Annotated in this window: 10 protein-coding genes, 1 tRNA gene and 1 pseudogene; 2 read left to right on the forward strand and 10 right to left on the reverse strand. The window is 35.2% G+C overall.

From position 1 onward, the window contains the following. Positions 1-105 precede the first annotated feature (105 nt). Complete coding sequence (locus AB6T46_RS04425; RefSeq protein WP_370930950.1) at positions 106-1,407, forward strand: D-alanyl-D-alanine carboxypeptidase; 1,302 nt, start codon at positions 106-108, stop codon at positions 1,405-1,407. A 10-nt stretch (positions 1,408-1,417) separates the two neighbouring features. Then, positions 1,418-1,672 carry a hypothetical protein gene (locus AB6T46_RS04430; RefSeq protein ID WP_370930951.1) on the forward strand — a complete coding sequence of 85 codons (255 nt, stop codon included), beginning with the start codon at positions 1,418-1,420 and terminating at the stop codon, positions 1,670-1,672. Between the two features lie 418 nt (positions 1,673-2,090). Here AB6T46_RS04430 and rpoC read toward each other — a convergent pair whose 3' ends face one another. From rpoC to tuf, 10 genes and pseudogenes are all read right to left on the reverse strand, one after another. Continuing rightward, on the reverse strand, positions 2,091-6,305 hold the full coding sequence (gene rpoC / locus AB6T46_RS04435; protein WP_370930952.1) for a DNA-directed RNA polymerase subunit beta': 4,215 nt from the start codon (positions 6,303-6,305) through the stop codon (positions 2,091-2,093). A 103-nt stretch (positions 6,306-6,408) separates the two neighbouring features. Beyond that, positions 6,409-10,557, reverse strand: coding sequence for a DNA-directed RNA polymerase subunit beta (gene rpoB / locus AB6T46_RS04440; RefSeq protein ID WP_370930953.1), 4,149 nt, complete (start codon positions 10,555-10,557; stop codon positions 6,409-6,411). 105 nt (positions 10,558-10,662) lie between these two features. Further along, on the reverse strand, positions 10,663-11,037 hold the full coding sequence (gene rplL, locus AB6T46_RS04445; protein ID WP_370930954.1) for a 50S ribosomal protein L7/L12: 375 nt from the start codon (positions 11,035-11,037) through the stop codon (positions 10,663-10,665). Between the two features lie 56 nt (positions 11,038-11,093). Beyond that, a complete protein-coding gene (gene rplJ, locus AB6T46_RS04450) occupies positions 11,094-11,612 on the reverse strand; it encodes a 50S ribosomal protein L10 (protein WP_370930955.1) in 519 nt (172 codons plus the stop codon). A gap of 251 nt (positions 11,613-11,863) precedes the next feature. Further along, positions 11,864-12,562, reverse strand: coding sequence for a 50S ribosomal protein L1 (rplA, locus tag AB6T46_RS04455; protein WP_370930956.1), 699 nt, complete (start codon positions 12,560-12,562; stop codon positions 11,864-11,866). Positions 12,563-12,566: 4 nt separating this feature from the next. Then, on the reverse strand, positions 12,567-12,995 hold the full coding sequence (gene rplK / locus AB6T46_RS04460) for a 50S ribosomal protein L11 (RefSeq protein WP_370930957.1): 429 nt from the start codon (positions 12,993-12,995) through the stop codon (positions 12,567-12,569). Positions 12,996-13,237: 242 nt separating this feature from the next. After that, positions 13,238-13,768 carry a transcription termination/antitermination protein NusG gene (nusG, locus tag AB6T46_RS04465; RefSeq protein ID WP_370930958.1) on the reverse strand — a complete coding sequence of 177 codons (531 nt, stop codon included), beginning with the start codon at positions 13,766-13,768 and terminating at the stop codon, positions 13,238-13,240. Between the two features lie 12 nt (positions 13,769-13,780). Further along, the gene (gene secE, locus AB6T46_RS04470) at positions 13,781-13,993 is read right to left on the reverse strand and encodes a preprotein translocase subunit SecE (protein WP_370932048.1); all 213 of its coding nucleotides are present in this window, start codon (positions 13,991-13,993) and stop codon (positions 13,781-13,783) included. Positions 13,994-14,084: 91 nt separating this feature from the next. Continuing rightward, a tRNA-Trp gene (locus AB6T46_RS04475) sits at positions 14,085-14,160 on the reverse strand. 21 nt (positions 14,161-14,181) lie between these two features. After that, a pseudogene (gene tuf / locus AB6T46_RS04480) lies at positions 14,182-15,356 on the reverse strand (elongation factor Tu). Between the last annotated feature and the right edge of the window lie 50 nt (positions 15,357-15,406).

The following is a 15,406-nucleotide window of genomic DNA, read 5'->3' on the forward strand; positions in this document are numbered from 1 at the left end:
GTTCCAACATTAGATAAAAAAATTGTTAATCCTTGATATAATTACTATTTATAAACTAATTATCAATATAAAACTAATAATCAAATTATTTTAAAAGATTATGTTATGAAATATTATTTTAAAAAATACAGCATTATAATTTTAAGTTTAATATTTTATATTAATCAATCAATAACAGTAATAGCTACGCCACGAAATTTTCATAGTCAAAAATATGCGGCAATAGTAGTAGATGTAAATACAGGAAAAATTTTATTTCAAAAAAATTCAACTATAAAAAGATATCCTGCTTCATTAACTAAAATGATGACTTTATATCTAGTATTCGAAGCTTTAAAAGAAAAACGAACTAATATAAATCGTAAAATGAAAGTTTCTGTAAAGGCCTCTAAACAACCACCAACAAAACTAGGTTTAACTACCAAACAAACAATAACCGTTAAAGACGCTATCTTAGGTTTAATTGTTCGCTCTGCAAATGATGCTGCGATAGTATTAGCAGAGCATATAGGTGTAAATGAACAAAGATTTGTTAAAATGATGAATGTTAAAGCAAAAACATTAGGTATGCATAAAACAAAATTTACTAATCCTTCAGGACTTCCAGATTTAAAACAATATACTACTGCTGAAGATATGAGTATATTAGCTATAGCCCTTAAACGAGATTTTCCAGAATATTACTATTTATTTTCTACTAAAACCTTTAATTATAGAGGTAAAACTATTTATAACCACAATAAATTATTAGATAATGTAAGAGGTGTAGATGGATTAAAAACTGGATATATCAACATGTCTGGTTATAACATTGCTTCATCTATAAAACTAGCAAATAAAAATGTAGTAGCAGTTGTGATGGGTGGTAATAAAGCATCATCCCGTGATCAATATATGCAATTTTTGCTGAAAAAATACTTACCCATGGCTTCAAATAAAATACCATTTAATAAAAATGAATTTAATTCAGCTATACCTAAAAAATCCGCTACCATACCAATACCAGTATTATCAAAAAATAGGCAAAATTTTATCGATAAACATAATAAACCTACAGTTCAAATAGCTAAAAATAAAACAGCTCTCATTGTACCTACAATTAACCCACAAAGAACCAAACAGATAGTTATTCCTAAAAATAGACCTATACAATCTGATTGGGCAATACAAATTGGATCTTTACCTACAAAAGAAGCTGCCAATACACTATTGAAGAAAATTATAAATGACACAAATAATCTATTAGTAAATAACATTCCAGAGGTCTCTACTTATATTAAAAATAGAAAAACCTTCTATAGAGCTAGATTTCTAGGTTTTAATACAAGAAACCAAGCTATTAAAGCTTGTAGTATTATCAAAACTAAAAAATACGCTTGTTATAGTATAAGAATGAATAGTCCGTGAGAGATAAGACATGATAAAATTTAAACAAAAAAATTACTATAGAGCTACTATTTCAAAATTAACTATAATTAAAAAATATTTTAAGTTCATTAATTTGTTATATATTAATTTAACAGCAATCAATAGACCATTTTTAGAGTTATTATTCTACAAATTACCCAAATCAGAACGTATATCCCTACCACCCGTCTATATAAAAATAGAATTTTTATCTGCTAATAAAAATTATAAAATTAAAGCCCCTTTTATAATAGATAATGATTAAATATAACTAGCATAACTTAGCATAAAGACCAATTATTTAATGCTGGTCTTTATGTTAAGTGAATTATAGAATAAATTAAAGCTGATTATCACTCATATCTTCTAATATATTATTAGCTAAATCATTATTATGACATTTCTTTCATCTATTACAAGATCATCTATCGCGTTAGCATTACAACAAACTTATACAATAATGATACCCGTTCCAGCTAAAATTAAATAATCTACTATCACACTATAAAACCTTGCAAAATATCAACTTTACCTGATATCGTAATCGAAATTAATAGTTTCGTAATTTATTGAAACTAAATTGCAAATAACAATATTCAAAAAAGTGTAATAAAATTTACCCTAATTAAACGAAAGACCAGCTAAATAGCTGGCCTTTCTAAGACATAAAATATAAAAGTAAATTAAAGCTGATTATCACTCATATCTTCTAATATATTATTAGCTAAATCATTATTGTGACATTTTTTTCTTTCATCTACTATAAGATCATCTCTCGCTTTAGCAATACGACGAATTTGCGCTATAGTGCCTCCCGTTCCAGCTGGGATTAAACGACCTACAATCACATTTTCTTTTAAACCTTGTAAAGTATCAACTTTACCTGCTACGGCAGCTTCAGTTAATACTCTAGTAGTTTCTTGGAAAGAAGCTGCAGAAATAAAGGAAGGTGTACGTAAAGAAGCTTTAGTAATACCAAGTAAAACTGGTTTACTGGAAGCTGGGCGTTTACCTTTAGACTCCAAGAATTGATTAACCTCATCAAATTCTATTTTATCTATATTATCACCTACTATATAATCAGAATCTCCAGCATCTGTTACTTCAACTTTTTGCAACATCTGACGAACGATAACTTCAATATGTTTGTCGTTAATAACAACACCTTGTAAACGATAAACTTCTTGAATTTCATTAACCAAATAATTAGCTAAAGCTTCAACGCCTTTGGTAGCTAAAATATCATGCGGTGCTGGATCAGCATCTAAAATGAAATCACCTCTCTCGACAAAATCACCATCCTGCAGATAAAAAGGCTTACCTTTAGGAATTAGATATTCTACTGGCTCCATTGTTTTATCTTCTGGTTCTACAATAATGCGTCGTTTGCTTTTATAGTCACGACCAAAACGTATAGTACCAGTAATTTCAGAAATAATAGCATGATTTTTTGGACGACGGGCTTCAAATAATTCAGCAACACGAGGTAAACCACCGGTTATATCTTTTGTCTTTGTGCCTTCCATAGGAATACGTGCGATTATATCAGCGGCCTTAATTTTTGCACCTGGTTCTACTGATAAGATAGTACCCATAGACAATTGGAATCTAGCATCTGAACCATTACTTAATTTAATAATATTATTATCTTTGTCTTTAATAATAATAGCTGGTTTTAGATCAACTCCTCTAGGGTTAGCTCTCCAATCAATGATCTGCCTTTTAGTAATGCCTGTAGCTTCATCAGTAGTTTCAGCAACTGATAAACCATCAACCAAATCTTCAAAGGCTACTATACCCTCTACTTCACTAATAATTAATCGGGTATATGGATCCCATTCAGCTACGCGTTGACCACGACGAATATGTTCACCATCATCAACAAATAATTTAGCTCCATATGGTAGATTACGCGCTAAAAATTTATCAGCACTAGAATCTTTACTATTTGGATCTTTAACTACAACTGAAACATTACGACCCATAACGATCAATTGCCCGTCCGCATTACGAATAACATTTTTATTTCGTAATTCAATGATACCATCATAACTAGAATCTAAATAAGAAGTATCAACAACTTGCGCTGTACCGCCTAAGTGGAAAGTACGCATAGTAAGCTGAGTACCAGGTTCACCAATGGATTGAGCTGCAATTACACCTACAGCTTCACCATAATTCACTAAAGTACCCCTTGCTAAATCACGACCATAACATTTTGAACAAATCCCTACTTTATTTTCACAAGTAAGAGCAGATCTAACTTTTACAAACTGAATATCTGCTTTTTCTATTTCTGCTACATGGCGCTCTTCTATCATTTCACCTCGGTTAATAATAACTTTATTATCATGAAGTGAAGCAACATCTTCTAAAGCTACACGACCTAAAATACGCTGACCAAGAGTAGCAACTACCTGACCAGAGTCAATAATCGCATGCATGGTTAAACCATTATTAGTGCCACAATCTTTATCCATAATTATAGCATCTTGAGCAACATCCACTAAACGACGTGTTAAATAACCTGAATTTGCTGTTTTTAACGCCGTATCAGCTAGACCCTTACGAGCACCATGCGTAGAGTTAAAATATTCATGAACTGTCAAACCTTCTTTAAAATTAGAAATAATTGGAGTTTCAATAATTTCACCAGAAGGTTTTGCCATCAAACCACGCATACCAGCTAATTGTTTAATTTGGTTCGCCGAAGCACGAGCTCCTGAGTGAGACATCATATAAATAGCATTCATAGGTAACTGTCTACCGCTTTCTTTATCATGACGAACAGCACGAATACTCTTCATCATTTCATCAGCAACACGATCAGTACATTTACCCCAAGCATCAACTACTTTATTGTATTTCTCACCTTGAGTTATTAGACCATCATTATATTGTTGTTCATATTCTTGTACTAGCGTTTCAGTTTGAGAAACCAAAAGAGATTTAGTTTCAGGAATCACCATATCATCTTTACCAAAAGAGATACCAGAACGACAAGCATAAGAAAAGCCTAGTTGCATAATACGATCACTAAAGATAACAGCATCCTTTTGCCCACAATAACGATAAACATGATCAACCATAGCTGATATAGTTTTTTGGGTCATCTCTTTATTGACTAAATCGTAAGTAATTTCATGATGCTTTGGTAATAAATCAGAAATAATAAAACGACCAGGAGTAGTTTCATATATTTTACTGGCTGGATCACCATTTTCATCAACCGTCTTAAAGCGAGCACGAATTTTTGAATGTAATGTTACTATTTTATTTTCAAGGGCATGCTGTAATTCACCCATATCAGAAAATATCATACCTTCGCCAGGCTCATTCTCTAATATAATTGATAAATAATAAAGTCCTAACACCATATCTTGAGAAGGCACAATAACAGGCGCTCCACTAGCAGGATGTAAGATATTATTTGTAGACATCATTAAAACACGAGCTTCTAATTGTGCTTCAATAGATAAAGGCACATGGACAGCCATTTGATCACCATCAAAATCCGCATTAAAAGCTGAACAAACCAATGGATGTAACTGAATTGTTTTACCTTCAATTAATACAGGTTCAAAAGCTTGAATTCCTAAACGGTGTAATGTAGGCGCACGATTTAACAAGACTGGATGTTCACGAATAACTTCATCCAATATGTCCCATACTTCAGGACGTTCTTTCTCTACTAATTTTTTCGATTGTTTAACAGTAGAAGATAAACCTTTTGCATCTAAACGAGCATAAATAAACGGCTTAAATAACTCTAATGCCATTTTTTTAGGTAGACCACATTGATGTAATTTCAACGTTGGACCTGTAACAATAACAGAACGACCGGAATAATCAACACGTTTACCTAATAGATTTTGACGAAAACGACCTTGTTTCCCTTTTAACATATCAGATAAAGATTTAAGCGGACGTTTATTAGATCCTGTAATCACACGACCACGACGACCATTATCAAATAAAGCATCTACAGCTTCTTGTAACATACGTTTTTCATTACGAACAATAATGCTAGGTGCTTTTAACTCCAATAAACGTTTTAAACGATTATTACGATTTATCACACGGCGATAAAGATCATTTAGATCAGATGTAGCAAAACGACCACCATCCAATGGTACTAAAGGACGTAAATCCGGTGGAATAACCGGTATCACTTTCATGATCATCCATTCAGGACGATTACCAGATTCAATAAAATTTTCAATTATTTTTAAACGCTTAAGTAATTTTTTTTGCTTAAGTTCTGAAGTAGTTTGCGATAATTCCTGACGAATATCTTCAGCAATTTTAGGCAAATCCATAGCTGCTAAAATTTCATAGATAGCCTCAGCACCTATCATAGCAGTAAAACGATCTTTACCATATTCATCAATAGCCTGTAAATATTCATCTTCAGACAATAATTGATGCATTTTTAAGTCAGTTAACCCTGGCTCCAATACAATATAATTCTCAAAATAAAGAACTCTTTCTATATCTTTAAGCTGTAAATCAAGTAAAGTACCGATGCGGCTAGGTAAAGATTTTAAAAACCAAATATGCGCAACGGGGGCTGCTAATTCGATATGCCCCATACGCTCTCTTCTAACACGTGAAAGTGTTACCTCAACGCCACATTTTTCACAAATGACGCCTTTATATTTCATGCGTTTATATTTACCACATAAACACTCATAATCTTTAATTGGACCAAAAATGCGAGCACAAAAAAGACCATCACGCTCAGGCTTAAAGGTACGATAATTAATTGTTTCTGGCTTTTTAATTTCTCCATAAGACCAAGATAAGATCTTTTCTGGACTTGCTATTGATATACGAATGGAGTCAAAAGTTTGTTGCACTCCCTGAGGGTTGAATAGATTCATGACCTCTTGGCTCATGCTGCTCTCCTTAAAATGGGCTTTCCCTTTTAGTTGATAACAATATTCTAGTATTCTAAAATAGATGATTCCTAACCGCTCTAAATAGAGCGGTTACAATAAATTATGATGAAGGTAACTCTAGATCATTACTCCTATTCGCTACTGTAAATAACTCACGAGTATCATCAAGCTCAATGTTTAAACCTAACGATCTCATTTCTTTTACTAGCACATTAAAGCTCTCAGGAATACCTGTTTCAAAACTATCATCACCACGAACAATAGATTCATAAACCTTAGTACGACCTGCAACATCATCAGATTTCACCGTCAACATCTCTTGTAATGTGTAAGCTGCACCATATGCCTCTAATGCCCAAACTTCCATCTCACCAAAACGTTGACCACCAAATTGCGCTTTACCACCTAATGGCTGTTGGCTAACCAGAGAATAAGGACCTATAGAACGAGCATGTAATTTATCATCAACAAGATGATGCAATTTAAGCATATAAATATAGCCTACTGTAACTGGACGATCAAAAACATCACCGGTACGACCATCATAAAGAGTAACCTGACCAGAAGTATCCAAACCAGCATCTGCAAGCATTTGATTAATATCACTTTCATGAGCTCCATCAAATACCGGAGTAGCTATAGATACACCTGTTTTCATCTGTTCAGCTAAGCGAACTAAACTTGCATCATCATATAATCTTACAGGTTCATTTCTATTATTATCTGGAATAACTTTTTCAATCTCCTGTTTTAAAGGAGCAATATCACCTGTTTGACGATAAGATTCTAACATGTCACCGATACGTTTACCCATACCAGCACAAGCCCAACCTAAATGTGTTTCAAGAATTTGTCCAACATTCATCCGACTCGGAACACCTAAAGGATTTAAAACTATATCAACTGGTGTTCCATCTTCTAAAAATGGCATATCTTCACAAGGCATAATTCTAGAAACAACACCTTTATTACCGTGACGACCAGCCATTTTATCCCCTGACTGAATTTTACGTTTAACAGCAACAAAAACTTTCACCATTTTCATCACACCTGGAGACATTTCATCTCCACGCTGAACTTTAGCTACTTTATCAGCGAAACGCTTTTCAATAGCACGTTTAGCCTCCTCATATTGCTTACGCATAGCGTCAACTTGAAATTGCAACTCTTGAGATTCAAACGCAAATTGCCACCACTGAGAGCGAGGATATTCTTTTAAAATACTATCAGTTAACATAACACCTGGAACATAACCTTTAGGGCCAGTAATAGCTGGATTATTAACTAATATATCAAAGAAACGAGCGTAAACATTTCTATCTAAAATAGCTTGTTCGTCATTCCTATCTTTAGATAGACGCTCTATTTCAGCACGTTCTATAGATAAAGCACGTTCATCTTTTTCAATACCATGACGATTAAATACGTGCACATCAACAACCGTACCATAGGCACCTGGAGGCATACGCATAGAAGTATCACGAACATCAGAAGCTTTTTCACCAAAAATCGCTCTAAGTAATTTTTCCTCTGGTGTCATAGGACTTTCACCTTTAGGGGTAATTTTACCTACTAATATATCACCTGGATGAACTTCTGCTCCAATATAAACGATACCAGATTCATCTAAATTTTTTAAAGATTCTTCTGAAACATTAGGAATATCATTTGTTATCTCTTCAGGACCTAACTTAGTATCCCGCGCAGCTATTTCATATTCTTCAATATGGATTGATGTATAAACATCATCTGAAACCATACGTTCAGATAATAAAATAGAATCCTCAAAATTGTAACCATTCCAAGGCATAAAAGCGACGAGAACATTACGCCCTAAAGCTAAATCACCTAAGTCCGTAGAAGGACCATCTGCAATAATATCACCATTTTCAACTATATCACCAGTTTGAACTAATGGACGTTGATTAATACAAGTACTCTGATTAGAGCGACGGAATTTCATCAACTGATAAATATCAACACTAGAGCTAGAAGGATCTAAATCACCAGTAGCACGGATAACTATACGAGTTGCATCCACCTGATCAACAACACCATCACGAACAGCAACAATAGCTGAACCAGAATCACGAGCAACTATAGATTCCATTCCAGTACCAACAAAAGGTGCTTCAGAGCGAACCAAAGGAACTGCCTGACGTTGCATGTTAGAGCCCATCAACGCTCTATTGGCATCATCATTTTCTAAAAATGGAATTAAAGCTGCAGCTACAGACACAATCTGCTTTGGAGAAACATCCATAAGATCAATATTTTCTTTTGGCGCTAAATGAACTTCTCCACCATGACGACATACAATAAAATCTTCTTTAAAGCGACCATCGTCTGTTAAAGTAGAATTAGCTTGCGCTATATAATGTCGAGTTTCTTCCATAGCAGAAAGATAAACAATTTCATTAGTAACTACGCCATCAATAATTTTACGATATGGTGTTTCAATAAAACCATACTTATTAACATGAGCAAATGTTGCTAAAGAATTAATCAAACCAATGTTAGGACCTTCAGGAGTTTCAATAGGACATATTCTACCATAGTGGGTAGGATGAACGTCACGAACTTCAAAACCGGCTCTATCACGAGTTAATCCACCAGGACCCAAGGCCGATAAACGACGTTTATGTGCAATCTCTGATAAAGGATTGGTTTGATCCATAAATTGAGATAATTGAGACGATCCAAAAAACTCACGTATAACCGAAGCTACTGGCTTAGCATTAATTAAATCTTGTGGCATAACAGTATCTACATCACTAGAAGACATACGCTCTTTTATAGCGCGCTCCATACGTAATAAACCGATACGATATTGATGTTCCATAAGTTCACCTACTGAGCGAACTCTACGGTTACCTAAATTATCAATATCATCAATTTCACCATTGCCATCTCTCAAACCAACAAGAGCTTTTATAATAGCTAAAATATCTTCTTTACGTAAAGTTCTAATACTATCATCAGCATCTAAATTAAGACGTATATTCATCTTAACCCGACCAACAGCTGATAGATCATATCTTTCAGAATCAAAGAATAAGGAATGAAATAAATTCTCAGCTGTCTCTAATGTAGGAGGCTCACCTGGACGCATAACGCGATAAATTTCAAATAGAGCTTCTTCACGGGTTTCATTTTTATCTGCTACTAAAGTATTTCTAATATAAGCACCTACAGTAACATGATCTATATCTAGCACATTCAATTCATCTAAATTAATTTCTTGAAATAATTCAAGTGCCTTTTCATCAATTTCATGCCCTGCTTCGAAATATATTTCACCGGTTTCATAATTAACAATATCTTTAGCTATATATGCGCCCAATAAATCATCTTCTGAAATTAAAATATTCTTAAGACCTTTATCTGATAACTCACGAGCCATACGAGAGGTAATTTTTTTACCTGCCTCAACGACAACTTCTCCTGTTTCCGCATTAACAAGATCTACAACTAATTTTTGACCTTTATAACGTGCAGCGACAAAAGGTTTTGCCCAACCATTTACACAGCGTGTATAGCAAATATTATTATAGAAATAACCTAAGATATCTTGTCCGTCCATACCAAGCGCTTTTAAAATACTAGTAACTGGTATCTTACGGCGACGATCTATTCTAGCATAAACGATGTCTTTTGCATCAAATTCAAAATCTATCCAAGATCCACGATAAGGAATAATACGAGCAGCAAATAGAAATTTACCTGAAGAATGAGTTTTACCACGGTCATGATCAAAAAACACACCTGGAGAACGATGCATTTGAGAAACAATAACACGCTCAGTACCATTAATAACAAAAGTAGCATTGCCTGTCATTAACGGGACATCGCCCATATAGACTTCTTGCTCTTTAATATCACGGATAGAACGTGATTTAGTATCAGGATCGACATCAAAAACTATTAAGCGAAAGGTAACCTTAAGAGGAGCGGCATAGGTCAAATCACGTTGACGACATTCTTCAATATCAAATTTTGGTGCATCAAATTCGTAACCAACGAACTCCAACATCGCATTGCCTAAAAAGTCATCTATTGGAAAAACTGACTTAAAAACTGATTGCAAGCCCTCATCCGGACGACCACCTTCAGGTTTATCCATCATGAGAAATTGGTCATACGATTTTTTTTGAACTTCTATCAGATTCGGCATTTTAGCAACATCAGGGATATTACCAAAAACCTTACGTATACGCCTACGACCGTTAAAAGACTGGACTTGAGCCATAATTGCTCCTTAATAACTACCTTAAATCAAAAAAGTTAATATTATTATATAATATACCGCTTCACTAAAGAATTGGAATGGGAGACCCCATTCCAACAAAATATTTTATTTTAATTCAACTTTAGCGCCTGCGCCTTCTAAAGCTGCTTTAATTTTTTCAGCTTCATCCTTAGACACACCTTCTTTTACTGGCTTAGGTGCTCCTTCTACTAAGTCTTTAGCTTCTTTTAGACCTAAACCTGTAATGCTACGTACTTCTTTAATAACATTTATTTTTCCAGCACCAGCATCAACTAAAACAACATCAAATTCAGTTTTTTCTTCTACTGGAGCAGCAGCACCACCACCAGCTACAGCAGCAACTGCAACTGGAGCAGCAGCAGAAACGCCCCATTTTTCTTCTAATAATTTTGAAAGTTCAGCTGCTTCTAAAACAGTTAGAGCAGAAAGTTCATCACAAAGCTTATTTAAATCAGCCATTTTTATATTTCCTTTGAATTTAAGGGTTTAACTTTAATATTATAATTAACAAATCATTATGCTGCTTCGTCTTTACGAGAATAAGCACCAACAACGCGAGCAACCTGTGAAGCAGGTTCCTTAACTATACGTGCAATACGTGTAGCAGGCGTTGTTATCATACCTAACAAGCGACCACGCAACTCGTCCAAGGAAGGTAACGCCGCTAAAGCATTAACTGACCCTGCATCAAGTTGTGTAGAACCCATAGCTCCACCAAGAATAACAAGATTATTATTAGTCTTAGCAAAATCTACAGATATTTTAGGCGCTGTGATAGGATCTGCAGAATATGCAATCAATGTTTGTCCATTAAACAAATTTGATACATCTTCTGATGCTGTTCCCTTAAGAGCAATTTTAGCAAGACGATTTTTAGCAACTTTTACAGATCCACCTGCATCACGCATTTTTGAACGAAAGTCATTCATTTGTGCCACAGTAAGACCTGAATAATGTGCTATGACAAATGAACCTGACTCCGCAAGAGTCTTGTTCAACCATGTCACAAATTCTCGTTTTTCAGCTCTTTCCACATTGTCCTCCATTAATAAGCAAAGCTTATAAATTGAATTAGATTTCGCATTATTACGAAACCAGTGAGGATCCTGCCCTCTTAGCGGCTATAAAACCATCAAAGATAAACCCGATAAACCCTATACTAATTAGCATATGATCTCTCCACGTCTCATGAAGGCGATTAATTAAGGAATTATATTCCACCTACAATCTCGGACAGGATATATTTGAGAGAAAACTCTCAAATAAAACACCCAATAAAGGGCAATTATTCTGCATATAAAGTAGAAACTTCTACCTTAACACCAACACCCATAGTAGATGAAATAGAAACCCGTTTCAGATATTCACCTTTTGCACCTGAAGGTTTCGCTTTAAGAACTGCATCACAAATAGCTTTAATATTATCCACCAAAGCATTATCAGAAAAAGAAACTTTTCCTATACCAGCGTGAACTATACCTGCTTTTTCAACGCGAAATTCAACTGCGCCACCTTTCGAGGATTTAACAGCAGAAGCGACATCAGTGGTAACAGTACCAACTTTAGGATTTGGCATTAAGCTACGTGGACCTAAAATCTTACCTAAGCGACCAACTAATGGCATCATATCAGGAGTAGCTATACAACGGTCAAAATCAACCTTGCCACTATTAACTACTTCAAATAAATCTTCAGCGCCTACTATATCTGCACCTGCAGCCTTAGCCTCTTCAGCTTTATCTCCACGAGCGAAAACCGCAACTCTGACATCACGACCAGTACCATGAGGTAGATTAACAACTCCACGCACCATTTGATCAGCGTGACGAGGATCAACGCCCAAATTAAAGGCGACCTCTACAGTTTCATCAAATTTAGCGATAGCACGCTCTTTCACTAAAGAAACAGCTGTTTCAATTGGATATAATTTTTCGACTTCATAGCCTGTTCTAATTTTTTTAAGGCGTTTTGCAATTTTTTTCATTTTATTACTCCACTACCTCTAAACCCATAGAACGAGCTGAACCGGCAATCATTTTAACAGCAGATTCAATATCGTTAGCATTGAGGTCTTTCATTTTAATCTCTGCTATTTCACGCAATTGAGAAACAGATATCTTACCTAAAGATTCACGACCAGGCGTCTTAGAACCAGACTTAACACTAAGAGCCTTTTTCAAAAAATATGAAACCGGTGGTGTCTTCATTTCGAAATTAAAAGACTTATCCTGATAATAAGTAATAACTACAGGAATCGGAGAACCTTTTTCAGAATCTTGTGTAGCAGCGTTAAAAGCCTTACAAAATTCCATAATATTAATCCCGCGTTGACCCAAAGCAGGACCAATCGGGGGAGAAGGAGTAGCTGAACCAGCAGGAACCTGCAATTTCAACTTACCAGCAACTTTTTTAGCCATTCTTATGCCCTAATAAAAATATTGATAAACATCAACATTAATGAAAATTAACCAAGGAAAACCCTCAGCAGCACTAAAGTGGTACAACCATTAAGCCAGCTAATAACTTAACAATCTCCCACCATATATTAAACATTCATAAAATACAACAAATAACTTTATATAACAATAACTATATAAAAAAATAAAATTTAAATCACATATATTTTATATTTTACAAATATCAAAAAATCCAATAAAAATCAAATTTTTTCTACCTGACCAAAATCCAATTCAACAGGGGTAGCTCTACCAAATATAGAGACCTCAACCTTTAAGCGAGACCGTGTAAGGTCTACTTCCTGCACAATACCATTGAAAGAAGCGAAAGGACCATCAGCAACTCGAACCTGTTCACCAATTTCAAAAATCAACGTAGAACGAGGAGATTCAACCCTTTCATTTATCTGCGCCAATATTTCATCTATTTCATGATCAGCAATAGGTACAGGCTTAGAATCTGAACCTAAAAAACCCGCAACTTTTGCTGTAGATTTAATAAGATGATAAACTTCATCAGTAAGATCAGCACGAACCAAAATATAGCCGGGGAAAAATTTACGCTCAGAATCAACACGACGACCACGACGAACTTCGACAATTTTTTCAGTAGGAACAAGAATATTCTCAAACAAATGACTCAAGCCCTTTTGAGCAGCTTGCTCCTTTATGGATTCAGCAACCTTACGCTCAGAATTTGCGTAAGCCTGAACTATATACCAACGCACAGCCACTAAGACCTCCTACTAACGAAAAAGCCCAACGAGGAAAGACACACCACGCCCAGCAATAAATGAAAAAAATTGATCAATAACAAAGAAAAAAATAGCAGATAGAAAAACTAGAATCAAAACCATCACCAAAGAAACAACGGTTTCTTTTCTAGAAGGCCAAACAACTTTACGAACTTCAGCACGTACCTGCTTAAAGAATTCTACAACACCAGATTTAGACGCCATGTTCGCTAACTCGCCAATAAATACATTAAAATTTGATACCCAATCTAACATAAACAAGATATAAATACAAGCATTATCCTAAAATTATAAATGGCAGGGGCAGCAGGACTTGAACCCGCGACCTACGGTTTTGGAGACCGCCGCTCTACCAACTGAGCTATACCCCTTAAATACGACAAGCGTATTTATTATTCAATAATTTTAGATACAACACCTGCACCAACAGTACGACCACCTTCACGAATAGCAAAACGAAGTTTTTCTTCCATTGCTATAGGAGAAATAAGAGTAACATCCATTGCAACATTATCACCTGGCATAACCATTTCAACATTTGCTGGAAGAGTAACAACGCCAGTAACATCGGTTGTACGGAAATAAAACTGTGGACGATAATTAGTTAAAAATGGTGTATGACGACCACCTTCTTCTTTTGTTAGAATATAAGCTTCTGCCTGGAATTTAGTATGAGGAGTAACACTACCAGGTTTAGCTAAAACCTGACCACGCTCAACACCTTCACGGTCAATACCACGCAATAAAGCGCCTACATTATCACCTGCTTGACCTTGATCAAGAAGCTTACGGAACATTTCAACACCTGTGATAGTAGTTTTAACTGTATCACGGATACCTAAAATTTCAACTTCCTCACCAACCTTAATAACACCACGCTCAATACGACCGTAACAACTGTACCGCGACCAGAAATAGAAAATACATCTTCTATAGGCATTAAGAACGGCTGATCAATTGGACGTTCAGGAATAGGAATGTAAGAATCAATAGCAGCAACTAATGCACGAATAGCATCTTCACCTATTGTCTTATCACTATCTTCTAAAGCTGCAAGAGCTGAACCTCTAATAATTGGAATTTCATCACCAGGAAAATCATAATTAGTTAAAAGTTCACGTAACTCTAATTCTACTAATTCTAATAATTCTTCATCATCAACCTGGTCAACCTTATTCATGAAGACAACCATAGCTGGAACACCAACTTGGTGAGCTAGCAAAATATGTTCACGTGTCTGCGGCATTGGACCATCGGCTGCTGAAACAACGAGAATAGCGCCATCCATTTGAGCCGCACCAGTAATCATATTTTTTACATAATCTGCGTGACCTGGACAATCAACGTGGGCATAGTGACGATTCTCTGTCTCATATTCAACATGGGCTGCTGAAATAGTTATACCACGTGCTTTTTCTTCTGGTGCAGCATCAATTTGATCATAAGCTCTAAACTCACCAAAGTATTTTGTAATCGCAGCGGTTAATGAGGTCTTACCATGGTCAACGTGACCAATAGTACCAACATTTACGTGCGGCTTTGTTCTCTCAAATTTACTTTTAGCCATTTGACCTGACCTTTCTACGAAAGCTTGATATTATATATTCACATTAACTA

Origin of the sequence: Bartonella sp. DGB1, from assembly GCF_041345015.1 — a bacterium.
GTDB lineage: Bacteria > Pseudomonadota > Alphaproteobacteria > Rhizobiales > Rhizobiaceae > DGB1.

What these genes read in the sequence shown, in the direction of transcription:
- AB6T46_RS04425 (WP_370930950.1), top strand. Translation starts at nt 106, where the DNA reads ATGAAATATTATTTTAAAAAATACAGCATTATAATTTTAAGTTTAATA.
- AB6T46_RS04430 (WP_370930951.1), top strand. Translation starts at nt 1,418, where the DNA reads ATGATAAAATTTAAACAAAAAAATTACTATAGAGCTACTATTTCAAAA.
- rpoC (WP_370930952.1), bottom strand. Translation starts at nt 6,305, where the DNA reads ATGAGCCAAGAGGTCATGAATCTATTCAACCCTCAGGGAGTGCAACAA.
- rpoB (WP_370930953.1), bottom strand. Translation starts at nt 10,557, where the DNA reads ATGGCTCAAGTCCAGTCTTTTAACGGTCGTAGGCGTATACGTAAGGTT.
- rplL (WP_370930954.1), bottom strand. Translation starts at nt 11,037, where the DNA reads ATGGCTGATTTAAATAAGCTTTGTGATGAACTTTCTGCTCTAACTGTT.
- rplA (WP_370930956.1), bottom strand. Translation starts at nt 12,562, where the DNA reads ATGAAAAAAATTGCAAAACGCCTTAAAAAAATTAGAACAGGCTATGAA.
- rplK (WP_370930957.1), bottom strand. Translation starts at nt 12,995, where the DNA reads ATGGCTAAAAAAGTTGCTGGTAAGTTGAAATTGCAGGTTCCTGCTGGT.
- secE (WP_370932048.1), bottom strand. Translation starts at nt 13,993, where the DNA reads ATGGCGTCTAAATCTGGTGTTGTAGAATTCTTTAAGCAGGTACGTGCT.